The 25,137-nt window shown below is 72.8% G+C and carries 24 protein-coding genes; 14 read left to right on the top strand and 10 right to left on the bottom strand.

Going from position 1 to position 25,137, the window contains the following annotated elements; genetic code table 11:
* The first annotated feature begins 33 nt into the window (after positions 1–33).
* From ABZ493_RS00300 to ABZ493_RS00280, 5 genes are all read left to right on the top strand, one after another.
* Positions 34–681 (top strand): lysophospholipid acyltransferase family protein, encoded by a 648-nt coding sequence (locus tag ABZ493_RS00300; RefSeq protein WP_430580186.1) that lies wholly within the window; start codon positions 34–36, stop codon positions 679–681.
* Positions 678–1,376 carry a ubiquinone/menaquinone biosynthesis methyltransferase gene (locus ABZ493_RS00295; RefSeq protein ID WP_430580185.1) on the top strand — a complete coding sequence of 233 codons (699 nt, stop codon included), beginning with the start codon at positions 678–680 and terminating at the stop codon, positions 1,374–1,376. The genes ABZ493_RS00300 and ABZ493_RS00295 overlap by 4 nt, the downstream gene beginning before the upstream one ends.
* 120 nt (positions 1,377–1,496) lie before the next feature.
* Positions 1,497–2,777 (top strand): histidine kinase, encoded by a 1,281-nt coding sequence (locus ABZ493_RS00290; protein ID WP_430580184.1) that lies wholly within the window; start codon positions 1,497–1,499, stop codon positions 2,775–2,777.
* Between the two features lie 49 nt (positions 2,778–2,826).
* On the top strand, positions 2,827–3,519 hold the full coding sequence (locus ABZ493_RS00285; protein WP_430580183.1) for a response regulator transcription factor: 693 nt from the start codon (positions 2,827–2,829) through the stop codon (positions 3,517–3,519).
* A 38-nt stretch (positions 3,520–3,557) separates the two neighbouring features.
* On the top strand, positions 3,558–3,968 hold the full coding sequence (locus ABZ493_RS00280) for a hypothetical protein (protein ID WP_430580182.1): 411 nt from the start codon (positions 3,558–3,560) through the stop codon (positions 3,966–3,968).
* 28 nt (positions 3,969–3,996) lie between these two features.
* Here ABZ493_RS00280 and ABZ493_RS00275 read toward each other — a convergent pair whose 3' ends face one another.
* From ABZ493_RS00275 to ABZ493_RS00260, 4 genes are all read right to left on the bottom strand, one after another.
* Complete coding sequence (locus tag ABZ493_RS00275) at positions 3,997–5,064, bottom strand: phosphatase domain-containing protein (protein ID WP_430580181.1); 1,068 nt, start codon at positions 5,062–5,064, stop codon at positions 3,997–3,999.
* Positions 5,065–5,132: 68 nt separating this feature from the next.
* Positions 5,133–6,443: an extracellular solute-binding protein gene (locus ABZ493_RS00270; RefSeq protein WP_430580180.1), complete on the bottom strand. Its 1,311-nt coding sequence runs from the start codon at positions 6,441–6,443 to the stop codon at positions 5,133–5,135.
* 101 nt (positions 6,444–6,544) lie between these two features.
* On the bottom strand, positions 6,545–7,504 hold the full coding sequence (locus tag ABZ493_RS00265; protein ID WP_430580179.1) for a carbohydrate ABC transporter permease: 960 nt from the start codon (positions 7,502–7,504) through the stop codon (positions 6,545–6,547).
* A complete protein-coding gene (locus ABZ493_RS00260) occupies positions 7,501–8,436 on the bottom strand; it encodes a sugar ABC transporter permease (protein ID WP_430580178.1) in 936 nt (311 codons plus the stop codon). Before ABZ493_RS00260 ends, ABZ493_RS00265 begins: the two co-directional genes overlap by 4 nt.
* Before the next feature lie 165 nt (positions 8,437–8,601).
* Here ABZ493_RS00260 and ABZ493_RS00255 point away from each other — a divergent pair, with 165 nt between their 5' ends.
* Positions 8,602–9,675 carry a LacI family DNA-binding transcriptional regulator gene (locus ABZ493_RS00255; protein WP_430580177.1) on the top strand — a complete coding sequence of 358 codons (1,074 nt, stop codon included), beginning with the start codon at positions 8,602–8,604 and terminating at the stop codon, positions 9,673–9,675.
* Positions 9,676–9,781: 106 nt separating this feature from the next.
* A complete protein-coding gene (locus ABZ493_RS00250; RefSeq protein ID WP_430580176.1) occupies positions 9,782–11,662 on the top strand; it encodes a sugar-binding domain-containing protein in 1,881 nt (626 codons plus the stop codon).
* A 28-nt stretch (positions 11,663–11,690) separates the two neighbouring features.
* On the opposite strand, the gene ABZ493_RS00245 is transcribed toward ABZ493_RS00250, so the two are convergent.
* Positions 11,691–12,218 (bottom strand): GrpB family protein, encoded by a 528-nt coding sequence (locus tag ABZ493_RS00245; RefSeq protein WP_430580175.1) that lies wholly within the window; start codon positions 12,216–12,218, stop codon positions 11,691–11,693.
* Between the two features lie 207 nt (positions 12,219–12,425).
* On the opposite strand from ABZ493_RS00245, the gene ABZ493_RS00240 reads away from it, so the two are divergent.
* Both ABZ493_RS00240 and ABZ493_RS00235 read left to right on the top strand, forming a co-directional pair.
* The gene (locus ABZ493_RS00240; RefSeq protein ID WP_430580174.1) at positions 12,426–13,412 is read left to right on the top strand and encodes a GNAT family N-acetyltransferase; all 987 of its coding nucleotides are present in this window, start codon (positions 12,426–12,428) and stop codon (positions 13,410–13,412) included.
* A 164-nt stretch (positions 13,413–13,576) separates the two neighbouring features.
* Positions 13,577–14,017: a hypothetical protein gene (locus ABZ493_RS00235; protein WP_430580173.1), complete on the top strand. Its 441-nt coding sequence runs from the start codon at positions 13,577–13,579 to the stop codon at positions 14,015–14,017.
* Here the strand turns inward: ABZ493_RS00235 and ABZ493_RS00230 are convergent.
* From ABZ493_RS00230 to ABZ493_RS00210, 5 genes are all read right to left on the bottom strand, one after another.
* A complete protein-coding gene (locus ABZ493_RS00230; protein WP_430580172.1) occupies positions 13,994–14,611 on the bottom strand; it encodes a DNA-3-methyladenine glycosylase I in 618 nt (205 codons plus the stop codon). The genes ABZ493_RS00235 and ABZ493_RS00230 overlap by 24 nt on opposite strands.
* Before the next feature lie 65 nt (positions 14,612–14,676).
* Complete coding sequence (locus ABZ493_RS00225) at positions 14,677–15,561, bottom strand: carbohydrate ABC transporter permease (protein ID WP_429734924.1); 885 nt, start codon at positions 15,559–15,561, stop codon at positions 14,677–14,679.
* Positions 15,558–16,490: a sugar ABC transporter permease gene (locus ABZ493_RS00220; RefSeq protein WP_430580171.1), complete on the bottom strand. Its 933-nt coding sequence runs from the start codon at positions 16,488–16,490 to the stop codon at positions 15,558–15,560. Before ABZ493_RS00220 ends, ABZ493_RS00225 begins: the two co-directional genes overlap by 4 nt.
* A gap of 7 nt (positions 16,491–16,497) precedes the next feature.
* Positions 16,498–17,784, bottom strand: a complete 1,287-nt coding sequence (locus ABZ493_RS00215; protein WP_430580170.1) for an ABC transporter substrate-binding protein — start codon at positions 17,782–17,784, stop codon at positions 16,498–16,500.
* A 261-nt stretch (positions 17,785–18,045) separates the two neighbouring features.
* Entirely contained in the window at positions 18,046–18,552 is a 507-nt protein-coding gene (locus ABZ493_RS00210) for an excalibur calcium-binding domain-containing protein (RefSeq protein WP_430580169.1), read from the bottom strand.
* Between the two features lie 369 nt (positions 18,553–18,921).
* Between ABZ493_RS00210 and ABZ493_RS00205 the strand changes: the two genes are divergently transcribed.
* From ABZ493_RS00205 to ABZ493_RS00185, 5 genes are all read left to right on the top strand, one after another.
* Positions 18,922–19,944 (top strand): LacI family DNA-binding transcriptional regulator, encoded by a 1,023-nt coding sequence (locus ABZ493_RS00205; protein WP_430580168.1) that lies wholly within the window; start codon positions 18,922–18,924, stop codon positions 19,942–19,944.
* 98 nt (positions 19,945–20,042) lie between these two features.
* Positions 20,043–21,317: an extracellular solute-binding protein gene (locus ABZ493_RS00200; protein ID WP_430580167.1), complete on the top strand. Its 1,275-nt coding sequence runs from the start codon at positions 20,043–20,045 to the stop codon at positions 21,315–21,317.
* Positions 21,318–21,375: 58 nt separating this feature from the next.
* Positions 21,376–22,353, top strand: coding sequence for a sugar ABC transporter permease (locus ABZ493_RS00195; protein ID WP_430580166.1), 978 nt, complete (start codon positions 21,376–21,378; stop codon positions 22,351–22,353).
* On the top strand, positions 22,350–23,168 hold the full coding sequence (locus ABZ493_RS00190; protein ID WP_430580165.1) for a carbohydrate ABC transporter permease: 819 nt from the start codon (positions 22,350–22,352) through the stop codon (positions 23,166–23,168). The genes ABZ493_RS00195 and ABZ493_RS00190 overlap by 4 nt, the downstream gene beginning before the upstream one ends.
* Positions 23,169–23,181: 13 nt before the next feature.
* Complete coding sequence (locus ABZ493_RS00185) at positions 23,182–25,131, top strand: beta-L-arabinofuranosidase domain-containing protein (RefSeq protein WP_430580164.1); 1,950 nt, start codon at positions 23,182–23,184, stop codon at positions 25,129–25,131.
* Positions 25,132–25,137: the final 6 nt, after the last annotated feature.

The following is a 25,137-nucleotide window of genomic DNA, read 5'->3' as shown; positions in this document are numbered from 1 at the left end:
GAACCCCGCCGGAGCAGGGGGCACAATGGTGCGGTGACCTACCGGTTCCTGCGCCTCGTCCTGTCGCTCCTGGTGTACGTGCTGCTGCGCCCCCAGGTGACCGGGCTGCACAACATCCCGCGGCGTGGACCGGTGATCCTCGCGAGCAACCACCTGTCGTTCATCGACTCGATCATCATCCCGCTCGTCGTGCCCCGGCACGTCACCTTCATCGCGAAGGCGGAGTACTGGACGGGCCGCGGCATCAAGGGCCGCCTCTCCCGCTGGTTCTTCACCACGATGGGCCACATCCCCGTCGACCGCGAGGACCCGCGCGCCGGGCAGCGGTCGCTCGACGACGCCCTCGTCGTGCTCAAGCGCGGCGGCGCCTTCGGCATCTACCCGGAGGGCACCCGCTCCCGCGACGGCAAGCTGCACCAGGGCCACACCGGCGTGGCATGGCTGGCGCTCGCGGGCTCTGCGCCCGTCGTCCCGGTGGCGCTGCGCGGCACGGACAAGGTGCAGCCCGTCGGCAAGCGGCTGCCGCGCCCGACGCGCGGCATCCAGGTGCACTTCGGCGCCCCGATCGACCCGTCGCGCCAGCTCACCGCCGGTGGTCGCCCGGCCCAGGTGCGTCGTGAGCTGACCGACCACGTCATGTCGTCCATCCACAAGATGAGCGGCCAGGAGCTCGCCGCGTGACCTCCCCCTCGCCGCACGGCGAGGAGGTGCAGCGCCTCTTCGACACGGTCCCCGGCTACTACGACCGGATGAACCGCCTCATGACGCTGGGGCGGCACGCGGCCTGGTGCCGCGACGTCGCACGCCGGGCGCAGCTGCCCGCGGGCGGGTCGCTGCTCGACATCGCCACCGGCACCGGCGTCATCGCCCTCGAGGCCGCGCGCCAGTACCCGGGCGCCACGATCCACGGCGTCGACTTCTCCGAGGGGATGCTGGAGGGCGCGCGTGCCAAGACCGGCGCCGACGCCGTGACCTGGCAGTTCGCCGACGCGAACGCCCTGCCCTACGACGACGCGTCGTTCGACGCCGTCACGCACGGCTACCTGCTGCGCAACGTCGAGGACGCCGAGCGCGTGCTCGCCGAGCAGCTGCGCGTCCTCAAGCCGGGCGGCCGCCTCGCGCTGCTGGAGACGTGCCCCCCGCGCGGGCTGCTGAAGTACCCGGTGGCGCTCGGCGTGAAGGTCGTGATCCCGCTGCTGGGGCAGCTCGTGGCGCGCGACAAGAAGTCGTACACCTACCTCGAGGAGACCACCCTCGGGTTCATGTCCCCCGAGCAGGTCGCGTCGATCCTCTGGCGCCTCGGGTTCGACGACGTCACCTGGCGCCGCCGGTTCCTCGGCACCCACATGATTGTGAGCGCCCGCAAGCCCGTCTGACGGTGGTGACGTAGTCCCCGTTGATGGTTACTCCCACGGAAGCATCATCAGGTACTACGTCGCAGGAGACCCCCCTGGCGGGGGAGGCGCCCGGCCGGCCCGGTGGGCAGACTGGCGGGCATGACGGCGACGGCGGGGAGCAGGCGGCGCACGCTGCGCTGGGCGCTGTCGCCGTTGACCAGCGCGTCGACCGTCCGCGCGGGGGTGTACCTCGTCATCGGCGGCGTGCTGGCGGGGGCGTACTTCGTGCTCGCCGCGGGGTTCGTGCAGATGTTCGCGGACCCGGCGACGCCGCGGGTCGCCGTCGGCGTGCTGGCGCTGGTCACCGCGGTCATCGTCGGCTCGCCGCCGTTCCTGGCGCCCGTGCGGGCCCTGGAGATCGCGGCCGTGCGCACGTTCCTCGACGTCGACGCGCGCACCCTCCCCGACCCGGTCGGCGCGCCCACGGTCGCCACGCGCTGGCGCGGCGCCGCCTGGTTCGCGCTGCACCTCGCGCTCGGCGCACTGGTCACGCTGGGGTTGCTGATCGCCGTGCCGCTGGCGACGCAGCTCGTGCTGTCGGCGTTCGGCGTCGAGCGGGCGTTCCTCGTGCAGATGGGGTCGGCGCTCGCCCGCAACACCGCCGGCTGGCTGGCGCTCGCCGTGCTGGCGCTGCTCGCGCTCCCGTACGGCACGGCGCTCGCACGGCGCGTGCTGCGGCAGTCGGCCGAGCCCCTGCTGGGCCCGGACCAGACGGCGCGGATCGCGGAGCTCGAGGCGCACGCCGACCGGCTCGCCGAGCGGGGCCGCCTCGCCCGCGAGCTGCACGACTCCGTGGGCCACGCCCTGACGGTGACGACCCTGCAGGCCGCGGCGGCCGCCCGCCAGGTCGGGACCGACCCGGAGGCCGCCCGCCGGTCGCTGGCGGCGATCGAGGACGCCGGCCGGTCCGCGATGGCCGACCTCGACCACGTGCTCGGGCTGCTGCGTGCGGGCGACGACGCGGGGGCGGCGTCTGCGCGGCGCGCCCCCGCCCGGTCGCTGGACGACCTGCCCGCCCTCGTCGACGACGCACGGCGCGCCGGGACGGCCGTGCGGCTCGACCTCGACCCCGGCACCGCCGGGTCGCTCCCGCGCGCGACGTCGCACGAGGCCTACCGCGTGGTGCAGGAGGCGCTCACCAACGCCGTCCGGCACGCCCCCGGTCGCCCCGTGACCGTGCGGGTGTCCGTCGACGACGGCGCCCTCGACGTCGCGGTGACGAACCCGCTGCCCGCCGCGCCGTCGCGCGCCACACCGGCGCACCGCGGGGGCCGCGGGCTGCACGGCATGGCCGAGCGCGTCCGCCTGCTGCGGGGCGAGCTCGACGCCGGCCCGCGTAGCGGCGCGTGGGTCGTGCGGGCACGGTTCCCGCTCGGGTGAACGGGTTCCCCGGGCGACGCCGGACCGGACGTGCGGCAGGATCGTGCGGGTGACCCCGCCCGAGAACGTCGAGGCCGTCGTCCGTGTCGTCCTCGTCGACGACGAGCCGCTGGTGCGCGCGGGCCTGCGCGTCATCCTCGACGCGGAGCCGGACCTGGAGGTCGTCGGGGAGGCGGGCGACGGGTCCGAGGTGCCGCAGGTCGTGGCCCGGACCCGGCCGGACGTCGTGCTCATGGACGTGCGGATGCCGAAGGTGGACGGGATCGCGGCCACTCGCGCCGTCGTCGCGTCCGCGCGGCCCGACGCCCCCGCGCCGCGCGTGCTGGTGCTGACGACGTTCGAGAACGACGACCACGTGCTCGACGCTCTGCACTCCGGCGCCCAGGGCTTCCTGCTGAAGCGGGCCCGCCCCGAGGAGCTGGTGCACGCGGTGCGCGTCGTGGCGCGGGGGGACTCGCTGCTGTTCCCGGACGCCGTCCGGCGCCTGGTCGCCGCGCACGGCCCCGACACGTCGCAGGGCGACCGGCTGCGCTCCGTCGGCCTCACCGATCGCGAGGCGGAGGTGCTGCGGCTGGTCGCCGCGGGCATGTCCAACGCCGAGATCGCCCGCGAGCTGTACCTCGGCGTGGAGACGGTGCGCACGCACGTCGGCAACGTGCTCGCCAAGCTCCGGGTACGCGACCGCACCCAGGCCGTCGTCCGCGCCTACGAGTCGGGGTTCGTGCCGCTGGCTCGGCCCTGAGGCCCGAGCCCCCAGGGCCGGGGCAGTACTCTCGCGCCGTGAAGATCACGACGCCGAGCGGCGCCACGTTCCGCGTGCACCGCCGGCTGCTGCCGTGGCGGCCACGCCTGCGCGAGGTGGACCCGACCTCGGCCTCGCCCTGGGACCTCCCTGACGCCGACGGGGAGCTGCCGGTCGTCGCCGTCATCCTGCTCGGCATCGCGATCGTGGTGCTGCTGCCCCTCATCGTGCTCCTGCTGCTGTTGCTCGGCGAGATCCTGGTGCTGCTGCTGTTGCTGCCCGCGTTCGTCCTGGCGAGGGTCGCGTTCGGCAAGCCGTGGATCGTCGAGGTGGTCAGCGGTCGCACGGTGGTCCTCGCGGAGCCCGTCGTCGGGTGGCGTGCCGCGGGGGAACGAGTCCGTGCCCTGGCCGCGGAGCTGCAGTCCCGCACCTGGGAGCCGAGCGCGTAGGACGACAGGGGCCGGACGTCCGGTGGTCTCAGCGGCCCAGGACGTCGTCGAGCCGGTCGGCGAGCTGGGTGCCGTCGGCGCCGTGCACCAGCGGCGCACCCGGCGCCGGTCGGCCGCGGGAGGCGCGCGGACGGGCGCCGTCGACCTGTCGGATGGCGATGGCCACGACCCGCCCGGGCCAGCGCGCGGACGCGCGCACATACACGTCCTCGTCGAGCTGGCCGGCGTCGCCGATCAGCAGCCATCGCACGCGGGGGAACGTGACCATGAGCCGGTCCAGGCTCTCGCCCTTGTGCCGCGGGCCGCTGCGGAACCAGCCGGTCTGCGTGGGCCCCCAGTCGGTGAGCAGCAGCGGGCCGGGCGGGAAGCCGTGCCGGTCGAGGAACCGGGCCAGCGTGCCGGCGGTGTTCCAGGCGCCGTTGGAGAGGTAGACGAACGGCGCGTCGGGGTGCTCGGCGGCGAGGCGCCGGTACAGCTCGGGCATCCCGGGCACGGGGCGGCGGGCGCTCGCCCGCGTGACGAACGTGTTCCACGCCGCGACGAACGGCCGCGGGACGGCGGTGACCATCGCCGTGTCGTCGATGTCGCTCACGACGCCGAACGCCGCGTCGTCGCCGACCACGACGACGGGGGCGACGGTCGGCGCGGTGGCGGCCCCGGCGCGGAGGGCGGTGACGGTCGCGTCGTGCCGGCCGGCCGGCAGGGGAGCGTCGTCGGGCAGGGGCACCTCGACGTCCACGTACCCGGCGCGGTCGGTGACCACGTCGACGAGGGTGTCACCCACGGCCACGCGCATCGGCTCGCCCGGCGCCGGCAGCGTGAGGTAGCTCCGCAGCGGGCGCCGGTCGGCGTGCTGCACCGAGGACAGCGGGCCTCGCGCGCGCGACGGCGGCACCAGCAGCACGCGTGCCAGCACCCGGACGTCGTGCGGCGTGCCGTACCCCGTGTAGGCGAGCACGCGCGGCACCCAGCCGCGACGGCGCAGGAACGCCCCCGCCACGGAGCACCACCAGTCCTCGACCAGCGCCGCGACGTGGGGTCGCTGCGTGGGTCGGGGGGCGGGAGGCTGCGTGGCGGGGGCGTGCGGGCCGGGCATGCCCCGATCGTCCCTGCTCGGCGGGGGTGCCGCGCGGCGGGCGCGCGGCACCCCCGGTCACCGCGGGGTCACTGCGCCTTGACGGTGTCCTGCACGTACGCGAACCACTGCTCCACGAACTGGTCCTCGGTGAGCTTGCCGTACTGCATCTCCTCGGAGAGACGGGCCATTTCGGCCTCGATCTCGCCATAGCCCTCGACCGGCACCGGCGCGGGCTCGGTGACGTCGTCGGCGTTGGCGTCCTCGTAGCCGATGAGGCGGGAGTCGGGAGAGCCGTCCTCCAGCTTCATCGCGTCCTTCTGGGCGTCCGTCGCCGGCACCCCCTTGGAGGTGCCGAAGATCTCGCCGACCTGCGGGTCGTTGGTCATGAAGTCGATGAACGCGGCCGCCGCGTCCGGGTGCGAGGAGCTGGCCGACGCCGAGAGCATGACGCCGGAATGCCAGTACATCTTCTTGCCGTCGTCACCCGTGGGGATGGGCATGAGGTCGAGGTCGTCGCTGCCGAGCTCGGCCACGTAGTTGGGCATCAGCGTGTCCCAGTTGGCCTCGGCCACGACCTCGCTCGAGTTCAGGCCGGTCTTGGGCTCGAGCTGCGCCGCGCGCTGCGGGGGGAAGAACGCCTTGGACTCGCGCAGCGGTGCCCACAGGTCGGCCCAGGCCTGCACGTCCTCCTGGGTGAAGGCGATCTGGCCGTCGTCGGTGAACGGGGCCTTGCCCTGCTGCACCAGCCACTGCTGGAACCACGGGCTGTTTCCCGTCATGTCGCCGATGGGGTACACCTGCGGGTCGTGCTTCGCGCCGGCCTCGGCGACGTCACCGAACCAGGCGACCAGGTCGTCCCAGGTGTAGCCCTCGGCCGGGGGCTCCATGCCGAGCTCCTTGAGGAGCTTGGCGTTGTAGATGATCGACTGGGTGTTGAGGCTGACCGGGACGGCGTACGTCGTGCCCTCGATCTGGCCCGACGCGAGCGCGGTGTCGTCGACGCCGTCGACGTCGAGGTTGACGCCCACCTGGCCGTCCAGCTCGGCGAGCTGCCCCGTGGCGCCGTACTGCCGCACGTAGCCCGCGTCCATCTGGACGACGTCGGGCAGGGCGCTGCCCGCGGCCTCGGTGGAGCGCGCCGTCCAGTAGTCGTCCCAGGACTGGAACTGCGTCTGGACGGTGATGTTCGGGTACTTCTCCTCGAAGGCGTCGATCGCCTTCTCGTATCGCGCGGCGCGGTCGTCGTTGCCCCACCAGGCGAACGAGAGCGTGATGTCCTCGTCCGTGGAGACCTTGGCGGCCGGGCCGGCGTCGGCGCCGCCGTTGCCGCAGGCGGTGGTCAGGCCGACAGTGACGGCGATGGCGGCGACCGCGCCGGAGAGTCGTGCGAGCTTCATGGTGGTTCCTCCGTCCCGCAGCTCTGCGGGGTCGGGCCTCGGCGGTCGTGCCCGCCGCGGGCTGGTCGGTGGTGGTGGGTCGTGCGAGAACGCGGCGGGTGTCAGCCCTTGAGGCCTTGGGTGGCGACGCCGTCGACGATGTAGCGCTGGAAGAGGATGAAGAAGAGCATCACGGGCAGCAGGGCGAGGACGGCCATGGCCATCTGGGCGCCGTAGTCGGACACGGAGGTTTGGTCGACGTAGAGGCGTAGCGCGATGGGCAGGGGGTAGAGGTCGGGCTTCTTGAGGTAGAGCAGGGGGCCGAGGAAGTCGTTCCAGGACCAGATGAACGCGAAGATCGAGCTGGTGATGATCGCGGGTCGCATCAGGGGCAGCATGATGGAGCCGAAGATGCGTGCGTGGCCGGCGCCGTCGATGCGGGCGGCTTCGTCGAGCTCTCGGGGGAGGTTGCGCATGAACTGGACCATGAGGAAGACGAAGAACGCTTCGCCGGCGAGGAACTTCGGCGCCAGCAGGGGGATGAAGGTGTTCACCATGCCGAGCTCGTTGAACATGATGTATTGCGGGATGATCACGACGTGGAACGGCAGCAGCAGGGTGCCGATCATGATCGCGAAGAAGATGCCCCGGCCGGGGAAGTCGATCCGGGCGAACGCGTAGGCCGCGACGGTGGAGGACAGGATCACCCCGACCACCGAGGCCACGGCGAGGATCATGGAGTTGCCGAAGAAGGTCCAGAACCCGACCCCGCCGATGCCGGACAACGCGGTCGCGAAGTTGCCCAGCGACAGATGGTCCGACCAGAGGCTGATGTTCCCGATGATCTCGTTCGACGGCTTGAACGAGGACATCAGCATCCACGCCGCCGGGTACAGCACGACCACGGTGCAGATGATCATGAACGCGTGGAACCCGACCGACCGCACACCCTTACGACGGCGCGCGGCCTGGCGCAGGGACGTGTCGATCGGGCCGGCCGGGCGGGACGACCCGCCCCCGGTAGCGATTCCTGTGGCGGCCGCCTGGTTCGACAGCGGCGGCGTCGTGATGTGCGCGCTCATCGGTTGTCTCCGGAGTAGTGGACCCAGGCGTTCGAGGTCTTGAACAAGATCGCGGTGATCACACCGACCACGACGACCAGGACCCAGGCCATGGCCGAGGCGTACCCCATGTCGAACTGGGCGAAGCCCTTGATGTACAGGTACAGCGTGTAGAACAACGTGGAGTCCGCGGGACCGCCGGTACCGCCGGAGATGATGAACGCGGACCCGAAGACCTGGAACGCGCCGATGGTCTCCAGCAGCAGGTTGAAGAACAGCACCGGGGACAGCATCGGGATCGTGATCCGCCAGAACTTCCTGACCGGGCCCGCACCATCAACGCTCGCGGCCTCGTACAGCTCGGCCGGGATCTGCTTCAGGCCCGCGAGGAAGATGACCATCGGGGCGCCGAACGTCCACACCGCGAGCAGCACGAACATCGGCATCGTCTTGGACGGGTCACCCACCCAGCCCCCGGCCGGCAGCCCGAACAGCTGCTGGATCCGGTCCACGATGCCGTCATCGATGAACATCGCCTTCCACACGATCGCGATCGACACCGAAGCACCGATCAACGACGGGGCGTAGAAGATCGACCGATACGCCCCCTGACCCCGGTGCTTCATGTTCAACACCATCGCGACCAACAACGCCGCGGCGAGCTTGATCGGCGTCCCCACCAGCACATAGATCGCGGTCACCTTCGCCGACGTCCAGAACCTGGGGTCCTCGAACAGCTTCGTGAAGTTCTCCAGCCCCACCCACGACGGCGGCCGGAACAAGTCATAATCCGTGAACGCGAGATACAACGACGCCACCATCGGGAACGCCGTCAACACCACAAAACCCACCAACCACGGCGACAAGAACGCGAACCCCGCACCCGCCTCGCGGCGACGCTTGGCCGCGCCTCGGGCGCGGTCCTGGCGGGGCGCGTCGGGTGTCGCCGTCATCGGCTCACCGGTCACGGTCACTGCGCATCCGATCTCTCGGGGGTCGTCCTCGACCCGTGGTGCAACGTTGCGGTCTAACGTTGGATCACGATGGACTACGGAGGCGCCGCCCGTCAAGGGGTGGCGCACGGCGCGTCGCTGCGCCGGGCGACGAGAGGTGGACGGGTGAGCGGACAGGTCGCGGCGGACGGGACGCCGACGGGGGGCGCGCGGCGCAGGCCGCCGGGGATCAAGGACGTGGCGGCCGCGGCGGGCGTGTCCTGGAAGACCGTGTCCAACGTGGTGAACGGCACCGGCCGGGTGGGCGCGGCGACGCGCGAGCGCGTCGAGGGCGTCATCGCGGAGCTCGGCTACCGCCCCAGCCTCGCGGGCCGCCAGCTGCGGCAGGGGCGCACGGGGATCCTCGCACTGGCGGTGCCGCAGATCGACTCGCCCTACTTCTCGACCCTCGCCCACGAGACCATCGAGGTCGCAGCGGCCCGCGGGTACCGGGTGCTCATCGACGAGACCCGGGGGGACGCGGACGCGGAGCGCCTCGTGGCCCGCGGCTTCGACGTGCGGCTCATCGACGGCATCGTGTTCAGCCCGCTCGACCTCAGCCTGGGCGAGGTCGACGAGCTGCGCGGCGCGACGCCGATGGTGCTGCTCGGCGAGCGGCCCTGGACGCCCGGGGCGCCGCTGACCACGGACCACGTGAGCATCGACAACGTCGCGGCCGCCCGGGAGGCCACCCGCCACCTCCTGGAGACCGGGCGTCGCCGCCTCGCGTTCCTGGGTGCCGAGCCGGGGGTGCCGGAGCGCTCGGGCGCCCCGCGCCTGCGCGGCTTCGTGGAGGAGCTGTGCGACGCCGGGCTCGAGGCCCGCCCGGACTGGCTGCTCCCCGTGCCGGACTACAGCCGCGCCGCCGGGGCGCGGGCGGTCGAGGACGTGCTCGCCCGGGTCGGCGAGATCGACGGCCTGGTGTGCGGCAACGACCTGCTCGCGCTCGGCGCCATGCACGTGCTGCGCACGAACGGCGTCCGGGTGCCGGAGGACGTCGGCGTCGTCGGGTGGGACAACACCGAGGACGGCCGGTACGCGAACCCCGGCCTGACCACCGTGGCGCCCGACGTGCGCGGCATCGCCGAGCGCGCCGTGGCGCGGCTCGTCGCGCAGGTGGAGGGTGGTGCGGGGGAGGCGGAGGACGTCGTCGCGCCGCACCGCCTGCTGGTGCGGGAGAGCTCCCGCAGGCCGGGCTGACGGCGTCGCCCGCAGACTCCCGGTGGTACAACGTTGCGCTTTTCGGGTCACGGAGGTTGAATCAGCCCCGGACCATCGACCAGCCGACCGCGACGGAGCAGCCGCCATGGCAGACCACCTCACCCACCTCGACCCGCCGTCCGCGCCCACCGGCGCGGCGGTGCCCCGACCGGAGTACCCGCGCCCCCAGATGGTGCGCGAGCGCTGGCTGAACCTCAACGGCACGTGGCAGTTCGAGCTGGACCGCGGCGACTCGGGGCTGGAGCGCGGGCTGCGCGACCGCGAGCTCGCCGGCACGATCACCGTGCCGTTCGCCCCCGAGTCGGAGCTGTCCGGGATCGGGGACACCGACTTCCTCGAGGCGGTCTGGTACCGCCGCGAGGTGACCGTCCCGGCCGAGTGGGCCGCCGTCGACGGCGACGACACGCACGTGCTGCTGCACTTCGGCGCCGTCGACCACGACACCACCGTGTGGGTGGACGGCACCGAGGTGGTGCGTCACCGCGGCGGGTTCTCGCCCTTCACCGCCGACCTGCACGGCCTGGCCGCGCCCGGCGACACCGTGACCGTCGTCGTGCGGGCCCGCGACCCCCGCGACGCCCGGCAGGCGCGCGGCAAGCAGGCCACCTGGTACGCGAACACGCACTGCCAGTACACGCGCACCACCGGCATCTGGCAGACCGTCTGGCTGGAGCCGGTGCCGGGCGCCCACCTGCGCCGCCCGCGCGTCACGCCGCACGTCGCGAGCAGCTCCTTCGACGTCGTCCTGCCGCTGACCGCGAACCGGCCCGGCCACACCGTCACCGCGACGCTCACCGACGCCGACGGCGTCGTCGCCTCCGACACCGCGCGCGCCGACGTCGACCTCGCGCCCGCGCTGCGCGTCGTCGTCCCCGAGGACCGGGTGCGCCCGTGGGGCCCGGGGGACCCGCACCTGTACGGCCTGCGGGTGGAGCTGCGCGACGGCGACGGCGCGCTCGTCGACGCCGTGGACTCGTATGCGGGCCTGCGGTCCGTCGCGATCGACGGCCAGGCTGTGCGGATCAACGGCCGGGCCGTGTTCCAGCGGCTGGTGCTCGACCAGGGGTACTGGCCCGAGTCGCTGATGACCGCGCCGTCGGACGCCGCGCTGGTGCGCGACATCGAGCTCGGGATGCAGGCCGGTTTCAACGGCGCGCGCCTGCACCAGAAGGTCTTCGAGGAGCGGTTCCTGTTCCACGCGGACCGGCTCGGCTACCTCGTGTGGGGCGAGTTCGGCGACTGGGGCGTGAGCGGGCAGGGCACCGTCGGCCACAACCAGCAGCCCACCGCGTCGTTCACCACCCAGTGGCTCGAGGTGCTGGAGCGGGACCACTCGCACCCGTCGATCGTCGGCTGGTGCCCCCTCAACGAGACGCACCAGGACCTGCACGACCGGCTGACCGTGCTCGACGACGTCACGCGCGGCATGTTCCTCGCCACCAAGCTCGCCGACCCGTCGCGCCCCGTGATCGATGCCAGCGGCTACTCGCACCGCGTGCTCGAGACCGACGTCTGGGACTCGCACAGCTATGAGCAGGACCCGGCGGCCTTCGCCCGCCAGCAGGCCGGCCTCGCCGACGGCGCGCCGTACGAGAACCGGCGCCCGGACGCGGCGATGTCCCTGCCGTACCGGGGGCAGCCGTACTTCGTCTCCGAGTACGGCGGCATCTGGTGGAACCCCGAGGCGGCCGCCGCGGCGGCGGGGAACGACACCGCCGAGTCGTGGGGCTACGGCCAGCGCGTCGCCGACGAGGAGGAGTTCCACGCCCGGTTCCGCGGCCTGACCGACGTGCTGCTCGGCGACCCGCTCATGTTCGGCTACTGCTACACCCAGCTCACCGACGTCTTCCAGGAGCAGAACGGCGTGTACCGCTTCGACCGCTCCGAGAAGCTCGACGTCGCCCGTGTCCGCGAGGTGCAGCAGCAGGTCGCCGCCGTCGAGGAAGCCGACCGCTCGACGGTCTGACGCCGTCGTCGCCCGGCGGCGGCCGGGCTTACTTGTCCCAGGCCGTCGTCGGCGGCAGGCCACGCGCCGCGCGCTCCTCGTTGAGCAGCTCCTCGACGAGCGCGCGCTTGCCGGCGGTGTACTCCCGGCCGTCGGTGAGCTCGGCCGCGAGGCGGGTCTTGAGCTCGCCGTACCGGCGCCGCGCCGTCGCGTCGTGGAGCAGCTTGTCGCGGAACAGCCGTTGGGGGCAGGTCTCCCAGACGTCGTCCGCGAAGACGTGCAGGATGTGCGTGCGCGCGCCGTCCCGTTCCCGCACGTACACGCCGTGGTTCTTCGGCCCGTGCGCGATCCGCCAGTAGGCCAGCGGCGCGACGTCGTCGCCAAGACCGAAGACGTCGACGCCGGGCGCCGCGCGGGCGGCCAGGTCGAGGATCGGCTTGGCCACGAGGCCCGGCACCGCGGTGCTGCCGATGTGCTCGACCGCCGTCACGCGGTCGCCCAGGGCGGTCCGGAGCCGCGCGGCCTCGGCGCGGAACTCGGCGGCGAACTCCGGGCGGTGGGCGGTCAGGGTGATCACGATGCCGACCCTAGAGCCCATCCGGACCAGGTCTCGGTCGAGACACGTCGTCGCCCCCCGCCCAGGCCTGGCAGGATCACCGCTGGCCGGTGCGATCGCGTCCGACCCTGGTAGAGCTTCCGGCGTCGCGTGCCGGACGCCGCCGTGATCTCCGGTCGTGCCGCCAGGGTGCTGGCGACCAGGGCCCCACGCCCGAAAGGTGTCTCGATGATCCCGAGCAGTGCCGTCCCTCGCCTGTCGGCCGTCCCCGGTCCAGGGGGCGAGCTCGACCGGGTCCTCGCCCTGACCTCCTCCGAGCCGGTGTGGCGGCTGTCCGCCGACGCCTACCGCGCGGAGGCCGCCCAGCGGCAGTACCGCCCGGAGTGGACGTGGGCTGCCTGGGGCTCGGACGGACAGGTCCTGGCCCGCGCCCTCTGGTGGGGGCAGGGCGACAGCGCGCACCCGCTCGCCCTCGACTGCCTCGCAGTCGCGGACGAGGTCCCCGTCGACGACCGCGCGCGTCTCGCGGCCGCGCTCCTCTGCGCGGGGGCCCAGGCCTTCCGCGGTGCCGGCGCCGCCGCGCCGCCGCTGTACAACCTCATGAAGCTGCCCGGCGGGTGGCGGGACGACCCGGCGCACGTCGCCGCCGTCGGCTGGCGGCAGGACGCCGCGCGCCGTGCGGGGCTGAGCGTCGAGGTCGAGCGCCTGCAGTTCGAGTGGACGCCCGAGGCGCCGCTGCCCGCGGCCCCCGAGCGGCTGGTGCTCACGCCCGAGCCCGACGACGAGGTCTTCCTCGACGCGATGCGGCGGGTGGCCGTGGGGTCCCTCGACGCGCACACGATCGAGGGCGAGGCGGCGCACGGGGCCGAGGCCACCGCCCGCGAGAGCCTGGAGTTCTACCTCGACCGGCCCGGCAAGCGGGAGTGGTGGCGCCTCGCGCGCACCTCGGACGGCGCCCTCGCCGGCCTCGCCATCCCGTCGGCCACGCCCTACGCGCGCAACGTCGGCTACCTCGGCGTGGTCCCGGAGGCGCGCGGCCGCGGCTACGTGTCGGAGATCCTCGCCGACATCACCCGCTTCCACGCCGCCGACGGCGCCGAGCGCGTGACCGCCACGACCGACCTCGGCAACCGGCCGATGGCGGCGGCGTTCACGCGGACCGGCTACCGGAACACCGAGGTCCGGCTCATCTTCTCGGCGCCGGTAAACGGCTAGTCCAGAGCCGACAGCCCGAAGGCGGTGGCGGAGCCGAGCACCGTGGCGAGCGAGCCGGGTGACGGGTCCGTCCGCGGTGCTGGGCTCGACCCTGGTCGGGATGGCGGCGTCGCCCGGCCTGGCTCTCAGGTGCGACGCCCGCGCAGCGCTGCGACCATCGCCGGATGGACCTGCAGGAGCTCGTGCGACCGGAGCCCACGTCGACGCCTCGGCGGATCGGGAGGGTCGCGCTCGGCGTGGCGCTCGCCGGGGCCGGGATCACCCACCTCACGGTCGCCCGCGAGGAGTTCCGCGCCCAGGTCCCCGCCTGGTTCCCGGTCGACGAGGACGTCACCGTCCTCGCGTCCGGGGTCGTGGAGATCGTGCTGGGCGGCTCGTTGGTCGTGCTGTCCCGGTGGAAGGTCGCGGTGGGGCTGGCCGTCGCGGCCTTCTTCGTCGTGATCTTCCCGGGGAACGTCGGCCAGTGGCTCGAACGCAAGGACGGGTTCGGCCTCGACACCGACGCCAAGCGGTTCGTCCGGCTGTTCTTCCAGCCGGCTCTCGTCGCGCTCGCGCTGTGGTCGACGGGCGCGTTCGGCGCCCTACGCCGCGCCGCCCGCCGCTGACCGGCGGCCCGTGACCACCGGGCACGTGGCGAGGTGGTCGTCCACGAGCCCGCAGGCCTGCATGGCCGCGTACGCCGTCGTCGGGCCGAAGAAGCGGAAGCCGTCCTTCTTGAGCGCCTTGGCCAGGGCCACCGACTCGGGGGTGCTGGCCGGCACGGTGTCCCAGGCGCCCAGCCGGCGCTCGCGGGGCGGGGGAGCGAACGACCAGAACAGCTCGTCGAGCGTGCGTCCGTCGTCGTGCAGGGCGAGCACGGCGCGCGCGTTGCCGATCGTGGCCTCGATCTTCTGCCGGTTGCGGATGATCCGGGCGTCGCCGAGCAGCCGCTCGACGTCGTCGGGCGTGAGGGCGGCGACCTTCTCCGGCTCGAACCCGGCGAACACCTCCCGGAACGCCGGGCGCTTGCGCAGCACGGTGATCCACGACAGGCCGGACTGGAACCCCTCCAGCGCGATGCGCTCCAGCAGGGCGGCCTCGCCGTGCACGGGCACGCCCCACTCGGTGTCGTGGTACGCCTCGTACAGGGGGTCGCCGTCGCCGAAGCAGCGGGCGGCGACGGGCGGGGCTGCGGGCTCCTGGCCGGTGGTCGTCGTCATGCCCCCAGCCTGCCCGCTGCTCCCGACACCCGACCCCGGTTGTCCACAGGCCCGCGCGGTCCCGCTCAGCCCTTGACCGAGCCGGACATCAGGCCACCCATGAAGTACCGCCCCAGCAGCACGTACACGAGCAGCGTGGGCAGCGACGCGAACAGGGCGCCGGCCATGGAGACGCCGTAGTCCTGCAGCAGCGCGCCGTTGGCCAGGTTGTTCAGCGCGAGGGTGACGGGGCCGTTCTGGCTGGAGGAGAAGAACACGGCGAAGAGGAAGTCGTTCCACGCCGAGGTGAACTGCCAGATGAGCACGACGACGAAGCTCGGCACGGAGATCGGCAGCACGATCCAGGCGTACGTGCGCAGCATCCCCGCGCCGTCGACGCGCGCCGCCTCGATGAGCTCCTGCGGCACGGTCATGTAGTAGTTGCGGAAGATCAGCGTCGTGATGGGGATGCCGTAGACGACGTGCAGCAGGATCAGCGAGGGGACGCCGCTCGGCACGCCCAGCCCCAGCACCAGTTGGTTCAGCGGGATCATCACCGCCTGGTACGGGATGAACATGCCGAACAGGATCAGCGTGAACACCAGGTCGGCGCCGGGGAACCGCCACCGCGACAGCACGAACCCGTTGAGCGACCCGAGGAACGCCGAGATCAGGGCGGCCGGCACCACCATCTGCACGGTGCGCGCGATGGCGGGGGAGAGCGTGCTCCACGCCGTCTCCCAGTTGGCGGTGGTCCACACCTGCGGCAGGTTCCACGCGCGCGTCGGGGCGGCGTCGCCCGGGCCCTTGAAGCTGGTCACGAGCAGCACGTACACCGGCACCAGCACCACGAGCACGAAGAGCAGCAGCACCAGGTAGCGCAGCGTGCGGCCCACGGTGAACCGGCCGCGCGGCGCGGCGCGGCGGCCGAGGTCGATGGGGCGCCCGGCCTCCTCGACGACGGCGGTCATCGCTTGTCCTGCCGATGCGTGTGGACCAGGTACGGCACGATGACGATCGCCACGATGACGAGCAGGATCGTGCCGACGGCGGCCGCGTTCGCGTAGTCGAAGGCCGACTTGAACACGTACATGTCCACAGCGGGCACCTTGGTCTGGTAGTTCGCCGGCTTGGAGATCGACATGATGAGGTCGAACGCCTTGAGCGACATGTGGCCGATGATGATGAGCGCGGACAGCGCGATCGGCGACAGCTGCGGGAACAGCACGTGCCGGTACAGCTTCCACTCGCTCGCGCCGTCCACCCGCGCGGCCTCGCGCAGCTCGACGGGGATGCCGCGGAAGCCGGCGAGGAACAGCGCCATCACGTAGCCGGAGAGCTGCCAGATCGCGGGGATCGCGATGGCGACGATGCCCACCGACACGTTGTTCCACCAGTTGTTCTGCAGCGCGTCCAGCCCGATCATCTGGAACAGCCGGTTGAGGCCCGACGCCTGCTCGCCCTGGTTGGAGTTGAGCAGCCACCGCCACACCACGCCCGACGCGATGAACGAGACCGCCATCGGGAACAGGTAGATCGACCGGAAGAACCCCTCGCCACGCAGCGGCTTGTCGAGCAGCCAGGCCCACAGGAAGCCGACGACCATCGTGCCCACGAGGAACACCACGGTGTACAGCACGAGGTTGGTCAGCGAGTGCTGGAACTCCTCGCTGCCCAGCAGGTCGAGGTAGTTGCGCAGCCCGACGCCGGTCGTCGGCGCCTGACCCGTCGCCTGGGCGGCCGTGTGGTTGTCCGTGGCGGACTGCCGGGCGTTCGCCACGATGAGGCCGTAGACGAACACCCCGACCAGGATCAGCGAGGGCAGCAGCAGGAGCAGGGGTGCACCGGCGCGGCGGACCGCCCGGCGCACCCCCGCCCGCCTGCGCGTGGCGGTGGCCATCGGCGCCTCAGCCGGCGTTCGCGGCGGCCAGCTCCGACTGGAACGCCGCCAGGTCGGACGCCCCCGAGGTGAACTTGCTCGTGGCGTCGGTGATCGCGGTGAGCGTCGCCACCGGGACCGCCGCGCCGTGCGCCAGCGAGGACACGATGGTGTCGCCCTGGAACGACTCCGCCGCGGACTGCTGGTACTCGCCGAAGGTCGACATGTCGACGTCGGTGCGCGCGGGGATCGAGCCCTTGGCCTTGTTGAACGCCTCCTGCCCCTCGGCCGACCCGACCGTCTCCAACCACGCCTTCGCGCCGTCGGGGTGCGGCGCCCCCACGGGCAGCGTGAACGAGTCGGCGAGGAAGTCGAAGACGCCGTCCGTGCCCGGCACGGGGAACGCCGAGTAGTCGGTGCCGAGCTCCTGCTCCTGCTCCTCGTACGACGCCTCGGCCCAGTCGCCCATCACGGTGAACGCGGCCTTGCCGTCGATGACGAGCTGCTGCGACTCCGGCCAGTCCAGGCCGTCGCGGTCGGTGTTGGTGTAGCCCATGAGCGTCTGGAAGTCCTCGAGCGCCGCCTTGACCTCGGGGCCCGCCCAGTCGGTCGAGCCGTCCCACAGGCCGGAGTAGCCGTCGGCACCGAGGTCCGCGAGCAGCACGGTCTCGAGCAGCTGCACCTGCGTCCACGCCTGCGCGACGGCGAGCGGTGTGACCCCGGCAGCCTTGAGCTTCTCCAGGTCGTCCATCCAGGCGGACAGGTCGGCGTACGTGGCGTCGGGGTCGATGCCGGCGTCGGTGAGCACCTGCCGGTTGCTCCACACCACGTTGGCGCGGTGGATGTTCGACGGGATGGAGTAGATCTCGCCGTCGTCGGCGGTGAGCCGGTCCATGAGGTCGGGCGGGAAGGCGTCGGTCAGGCCGAACTCGTCGTAGAGGTCGGTGACGGGCTCGATCTGCGCGGCGTCGATGTAGTCCTGCAGCTCCGCGCCCGCGTGGGCCTGGAACGTGTCCGGCGGGTCCTGCGCCTGGAGGCGGGTCTGCAGCAGGTCCTTCGCCTGCGACCCCGCCCCACCGGCCACGGCCCCGTTGACGAACGTGACGTCCGGGTGCTGCTCGTCGAACACCTTGACCAGCGCGTCCAGGCCGGCCTTCTCCGACCCGGCGGCCCACCAGGTGAAGACCTCCACCTCGTCCGCGCCGCCGCTGCCGCTGCTCTCCGGTTCCCCGCCGTCGCCGCCGCACGCGGCCAACGCCAACGCCGCCACGGCCGCGACCGCGGCGATCGTCGACGTCCTGCGAGCTCCTCGCATCTGCCTCACCCCTACGCCCTCGGGCCGGTGGGGGGTCGGTGCGCGCAGGGCGCGTCACCGGCCTGGCGCGTCCTTGCGCCCCGGTTTCGCTCTCATCGCACGACCGGCGCGGTCACGGTGTCAAGGCGCCCGGGGAACCTTCGCCCGAATCGTGACCGGATGTCACCCGCGTGCGTACGCCCGCCTCGTCGGTCTGGCCGGCGAGCAGAAGGAGCTGCCGAGGCGTTCGGCCTGCGCTGACCCGGCCCGGTGCGCGGTCTGTCATTCGCACCCGGTCCCGTCGCCGTCCCGGTCCAGGTGACTGCCGTACCCGGGGTCGCCGACGTGGACCGGTGCGGCGCCGGCGTCACGTGCGGCGTCGCAGTTCTCGTAGAAGGTGGAAGCAGTCTCGTCCTGGGCCTCCGGCTCGGGCTCGGGCTCGGAGGGGTCTGCCGGCGTGTCCGTCCCCGCGCCCGGCGCCGGCTCGCCCGGTTCTCCCGCAGGCCCAGCCTTGCCGCGCGGGCCGGTCTTGCCGTCCTGCCCGGCCGGTCCCTGCGGGCCGGGCTCGCCCCGTGCTCCGGCAGGACCCGGCGGTCCCTGCGGCCCTGCCGGGCCCTGCTGGGTCCCGGAGTTCTCGAGCGCGGTGATCCGTGCGCCCTGCTCGGAGAGCATCACTCCCTGGACGAGGGCGATGAAGGACAGCAGGGCGACGAGCACCACCACCGTCCAGCTGGTTCTGCGGGGCTTCCTGGCCGTCGGCGCGGGCGCCTCGATCGGTGGTGCGTGCATGTCACCCTCCGCCTGTCTGCAACGTGGGCGCCGTCCGGTGGTGCGGGCGGTGGCGTCGACCTCGTCGTCGACGTGCCAGGAGAGAGGTGGCGGGGGGTCGACCCGGCACGTCACGGTCGGGTGAACTTGGCCTCCCGTGCCGGTGACGTAGCCCTTGGTCGCCGTCGTGGCGCCGGACGAGGACGGATCGCTACGTCGGCCGGGCGCCGCGCCGATCAGGAGCGAATCGGTTCGACGATCCGCCAGCGCCGCCGTCGCGAGGTGGCGGAAAATGGTCCCTCGCTCCCCCTTGTGCCTCTGTCGTCGCGCACGCTACTGTCGAACCGGTTCGCAAGGATGTGGACGGTACGAGGACGATCAGGAGGCACGGTGGCCACCATCGGGGACGTCGCGCGGGTCGCGGGAGTCTCGCGCAGCACGGCGTCGTACGCGCTGTCCGGCAAGCGTGCGATCTCGGTCGACGTGCGCCGCCGTGTCGAGGACGCCGTCCGCGAGCTGGGCTACACCCCGAACGCGGGGGCCCGGGCGCTGGCCACCTCGCAGACCCGGGTGATCGGGCTGCTCGCGCAGTTCCTCGAGGACGAGTTCGCGCCCGCGATGCTGCAGTACATGCTCGGCGTCTCCAACACGGCCCGCGAGCTCGGCTATGACATCCTGCTGGCCACCGAGTCGGACGGGCGCAACGCGCTGCGGCGCATGACCGACTCGCGCATGGTCGACGGGATCGTGCTGCTCAACGTCGCCGAGCACGACGACCGGCTGCCGATCCTGCGCGACGCGCCGCAGCCCGGCGCGCTGGTCGGCCTCCCCGCCGACTGCACGGGCGTCGACGTCTTCGACCTCGACTTCGAGGAGGCCGGCCGCCTCATGGTCGACCACCTGCACCGCCTGGGGCACCGCGAGCTGGCGCTCGTCTCCCAGCCGGAGCACGTCGTCGAGCGGGGCGGCGCCTACGTGTGGCGCCTGCAGAACGCGGCCCTCGAGGCGGCGCGGGCGCGCGGGATCACGCTGCACGCCGTCTTCGCGCCGTCGAGCCAGCCCGACGTCGGCCGCGAGCTGCACGCGCTGCTCGACGCGCACCCGGGCGCCACCGGCCTGCTCATCAACAACGAGGCGGCGGCCGCCGCGCTCCCCACGGTGCTGCACGAGCGCGGCCTCGCCGCGCCGGCCGACCTGTCCGTCGTCGGGCGCTACTCGGACGAGTTCGCCCGCACGTTCTCCCTGCCGTACTCGTCGATCGAGAGCGCGCCCGACCGCCTCGGCCGCATGGCCGTGCGCGAGCTGGTGCGCCGGATCGAGGGTCAGGCGGGGCCCGCCGAGCCGCACGTCGTGCGGTTCGTCTCGCCCGAGCTCGTCGACCGGGGCAGCACGGACGCCCCCCGCCAGAACTGACCACCGATCAGGACGTCACCTATCGCCAACGTTCGTCGTCGAACCGGTTCGACGGGCTGAACCCGTCGAACCGAGGCACCGTTCAAGGAGGAACCGCCATGCACCACCTCACCCGCTCCGCCCCGCGCAGGACCATCGCCCTGGCGGCGCTCACCACCCTCGCGGCCGCAGGATCGCTCGCCGCCTGCTCGTCGTCCGACTCGCCCGGCACCGGGGCGTCGGGCGGGAGCGACGACACCTACACCTGGTGGGACCCGTACCCCCAGCACGACGAGAGCTCGGACTGGACCAAGCGCGTGCAGGCGTGCGGTGAGGAGGCGGGCGTCACCATCGAGCGCACCGCCTACGACACCACCGCACTGACCAACCAGGCGCTCCTGTCGGCGCAGGAGGGCACGTCGCCGGACGTCATCCTGCTCGACAACCCGGCCGTCTCGACCCTCGCGGACACGGGCATGCTCACCACGGTCGACGAGTTCGGCCTGGACACCTCCGCGATCGACCAGAACCTGCTCGACGCGGGCGTCGTCGACGGCGCGGCGTACGGCATCCCGATCGGCGCCAACACGCTGTCGCTCTACTACAACGCCGACGTGCTCAAGGACGCCGGCGTGGACCCGGCGTCGGTCACCGACTGGGACTCGCTGACCGCGGCGCTGAAGAAGGTCACCGACGCCGGCCACAAGGGCATCACGTTCGCGGGCATCGGCACGGAGGAGGGCTCGTTCCAGTTCCTGCCGTGGTTCTGGGGCTCGGGCGCCGACCTGACGGACCTCGACTCGCCCGAGGCGGTCGAGGCGCTGGAGCTGTGGAAGGGCTGGCTCGACGAGGGCTACGCGCCGAACTCCGTCATCCAGAACTCGCAGAACACCACCTGGGAGGAGTTCCTCACGGGCGACTTCGGCTTCGTCGAGAACGGCACCTGGCAGGTCAACAGCGCCGCCGAGGCCGACTTCGAGACGGGCATCGTGCAGCTGCCGGCCAAGGACGGCGGCGTCGCCCCGGCGCCGACGGGCGGCGAGTTCATCGTGGCCCCGGTGCAGCAGGACACGGAGCGCTACGAGACGACGCGCCAGATCGTCGAGTGCATGACGACGCCCGAGGGCTTCGTCGAGACGGCGAACACGTTCGCCTACTACATCCCGCCGACGGCGGACGGGCAGCAGGCGCTGCTCGACGAGAAGCCGGAGCTCGAGCCGTGGGTCGAGGCGGTGCAGAACGCCAAGGGCCGCACCAGCGACGGCCTCGGCACGGACTACCCGATCATCTCCGAGGCCCTGTGGACGGCGGTGCAGAACGCGCTGTCCGGGTCGGCCACCCCGGCCGACGCGCTGAAGGCCGCCCAGGCCGACGCCGAGTCGGGCACGAACTGACCGCAACCGCCCGACGCGCTCGCGCCATGTGAGCGCGCACACGGACGAAGGACGCACCATGACCACCACCCCGACCGCGGTCGGGACGCACGGAGCGCCGCGTGGCGCGGCGGGCATCCGGCCCGCCGCGCCCACCGGGCGGCGACGACGCGGCCCGAGCGCGAGCCAGTGGGCGGCCGTCGGCTTCGCCGCACCGCTCCTGGTCTACCTCGTGCTCTTCTACGCCTACCCGCTGTGGCGCAACGTCGACCTGTCCCTGCACGACTACACGATCCGCGCGTTCGTGCAGGGCAACGCCGAGTTCGTCGGGTTCGAGAACTACGCCGAGGTGTTCGCCTCGTCGACGTTCCCGACCGCGCTGACGAACACGGTCCTGTTCACGGTGGGCTCGATCGTGTTCCAGTTCGCGATCGGCCTGGCCCTCGCGGTCTTCTTCCGGTCGAGCTTCCGGCTCTCGGGCGCGCTGCGGGCGATGTTCCTCGTGCCGTGGCTGCTGCCGCTCATCGTCTCCGCCTCGACGTGGGCGTGGATGCTCAACAGCGACAACGGCATCGTGAACTCGGTGCTCGGCGCCTTCGGCGCGGAGCAGATCAACTGGCTCACGTCGCCCGACACGGCGCTGCTGTCGGTGACGATCGCGAACATCTGGCTCGGCATCCCGTTCAACCTCGTCATCCTCTACTCGGGCCTGCAGAACATCCCCGGCGACGTCTACGAGGCCGCGTCGCTCGACGGCGCCGGCGCGTGGCGGCAGTTCTGGAGCATCACGTTCCCGCTGCTGCGCCCCGTCTCCCTCATCACGATCCTGCTGGGCCTCATCTACACGCTCAAGGTCGTCGACGTCATCTGGATCATGACGACGGGCGGGCCGGGCGACGCGTCCACGACGTTCGCCGTCTGGTCGTACCGCGAGGCGTTCGGCACCGGCCAGCCCGACTTCTCCCCGGCCGCGGCGGTGGGCAACGTGCTCATCCTCGTCGCGCTCGTCTTCGGGTTCCTGCACCTGCAGCTCCAGCGTCGACAGGAGGACTCATGACGACTCACAGAGCCTGGTGGAAGACGGCGCTCGGCCTCCTCTTCACCGCGATCATGCTGTTCCCCGTCTACTGGATGGTGAACGTCTCCCTCACGCGGACCGGCGACCTGCGCTCCGACCCGCCGCACTGGTTCCCCTGGGAGCCGACGTTCGAGGGCTACACGGCCGTCCTCGACCAGCAGCTCCCCGCGCTGGGCACGAGCCTGCTCGTGGGCCTCGGGTGCGTGGTGCTCACGGTCGTCATCGCCGCGCCGGCCGGGTACGCGCTGGGGCTGCTGCACCTGCGCGGCGGCCGCACGCTCAACTTCCTGCTGCTGGTGGCGCAGATGATCCCCGCCGTCGTCATGGCGATGGGCTTCTACGCGATCTACAACAGGCTCGGCCTGCTCAACACGGTCGGCGGGCTGATCGTCGCCGACTCCACGATCGCCGTGCCCTTCGGCGTGCTGCTGTTCACCGCGTTCATGTCGGGCATCCCGCGCGAGCTGCTGCAGGCGGCGCGGGTGGACGGCGCGGGCGCCTGGCGCACGTTCTGGTCCGTCGTCGTGCCGCTGAGCCGCAACTCGACGATCACCGTGTCGCTGTTCGCGTTCCTGTGGGCGTGGTCGGACTTCATCTTCGCCTCGACGCTCAACCGCAACGGCGACCTCATCCCGATCACGCTCGGGATCTACCACTACATCGGCAACAACACCACGCAGTGGAACGCGATCATGGCCACCGCCGTCGTCGCCTCCGTGCCCGCGGCGATCCTCCTCGTCGTCGCGCAGCGCTACGTGGCCGCGGGCGTCACCGCGGGCGCCGTCAAGGACTGACGAGAGAAGCCAGATGACCGCCACCCCTTCCCCCGCCCGCCCGGTCGACGCGCCCGGACCGCGCCGCGGCCTCGGCGTCGGAGAGCTCATGCTCGACGGCGGCTTCTGGGGCCGCCTCCAGGAGACCAACGCGCGCGCCACCTTCCAGCACTGCCTGGACTGGATGGAGCGGCTGGGCTGGGTCGCCAACTTCGACCGGGTCGCCGCCGGCACCACCGGTCCCGACCGGCCCGGCTGGCAGTTCTCCGACTCGGAGGTCTACAAGCTGCTCGAGGCCCTGGCCTGGGAGCACGGCCGCACGGGCGACCCGACCGTGGACGCGACGTTCCGCAAGCTCGTCGACCGGGTCGCGGCCGCGCAGGACGACGACGGCTACCTCAACACCTGCTTCGGGCACCCCGGGCGGCCGGGCCGGTACACCGACCTGTCGTCCGGGCACGAGCTCTACTGCACGGGCCACCTGCTCCAGGCGGCCGTCGCGCGGGTCCGCGCCGTGGGGCCCGACGACCGCCTGGTCGAGGTCGCGCGACGCGCCGCCGACCACGTCTGCCGCGAGTTCCGCGACGGCGGCCGCGACGGGACCCGCGGGCGCGCGGGGATCTGCGGACACCCCGGGATCGAGGTCGGCCTCGCGGAGCTCGGGCGGGCGCTGGACGAGCCGCGGTACACCGAGCAGGCCAGGCTCTTCGTGGAGCGCCGCGGGCACGGCACCCTCGCGCCCGTCGCGCTGCTGAGCCCGGCGTACTTCCAGGACGACGTGCCGGTGCGGGAGGCCGACGTCTGGCGCGGGCACGCGGTGCGGGCGCTGTACCTCGCCGCCGGGGCGGTGGACGTCGCGGTCGACACCCGCGACGACGAGCTGCTCGCCGCGGTCGAGCACCAGTGGACGCGTTCGGTGGAGCGTCGCACCTACCTGTCGGGAGGCATGGGCTCGCGCCACCAGGACGAGGGGTTCGGCGACGACTGGGAGCTGCCGCCCGACCGTGCCTACTGCGAGACCTGCGCGGGCGTGGCGTCCGTGATGGTGTCGTGGCGCCTGCTGCTCGCCAGCGGCGACGTGCGCTACGCCGACCTGATCGAGCGCACCCTGTTCAACGTCGTCGCGACGTCCCCGGCCGCGGACGGGCGGGCGTTCTTCTACGCCAACCCGCTGCAGCAGCGCGAGCCGGGCGCCGACGTGCGGCCCGACGAGGTCAACCCGCGCGCCGAGGGCGGCGTGCGGGCGCCGTGGTTCGACGTCTCCTGCTGCCCCACCAACGTGGCGCGCACCCTCGCCTCGTGGCAGGCGTACGCGGCGACGGTGGAGGAGGACGCGGGCGGCGCGACCGTCACCCTCGCCCAGTACGCGGCGGGCGAGGTGCGCGTCGACGTCGCGGGCGGTGCCCTGACGCTGCGTGTCGACACGGCGTACCCGGCCGACGGCGTCGTGCGCGTCACCGTCGTGGAGGCGCCGGCCGGTCCCGTCCGCCTGCGCCTGCGCGTGCCGCGCTGGGCGGCGGACGCCACTCTCGTGTGCCCGCGCGGCGGCACGCCGGAGCCGGTCGCGCCGGGCTGGGCGGACGTGCCCGGCACGCTCCGCGCGGGCGACGCCGTCACGCTGGACCTGCGCGTCGCCCCCCGGCTGACCTGGCCGGACGCGCGTGTCGACGCGGCCCGCGGCACCGTCGCCGTCGAGCGCGGCCCCCTCGTCCTGGCGCTGGAGTCCGTCGACCTGCCCGACGGCGTCGCGCTGGAGCAGGTGCGCCTCGACCCGGACGTCGCCCCCCGCGTGCACGGCGACGGCGCCCTCGCGCGGGCGCGCGTCGTGGCCCTGCCCGAGCCCGCCGGCGGCACCCCGCCGTACGTGGCGGGCCCGCCCGGGCCCGCGGCGTCGTCCGACGCCGTCGACCTCCCGCTGATCCCGTACCACCGCTGGGCGGAGCGCGGCCCGTCCACCATGCGCGTCTTCGTCCCGACCGTCTGACCCGAC

It is taken from the genome of Isoptericola sp. NPDC019482, assembly GCF_040632295.1.
Classification (GTDB): Bacteria; Actinomycetota; Actinomycetes; order Actinomycetales; family Cellulomonadaceae; genus Isoptericola.
This window is presented reverse-complemented; position numbering and strand designations above follow the sequence as displayed.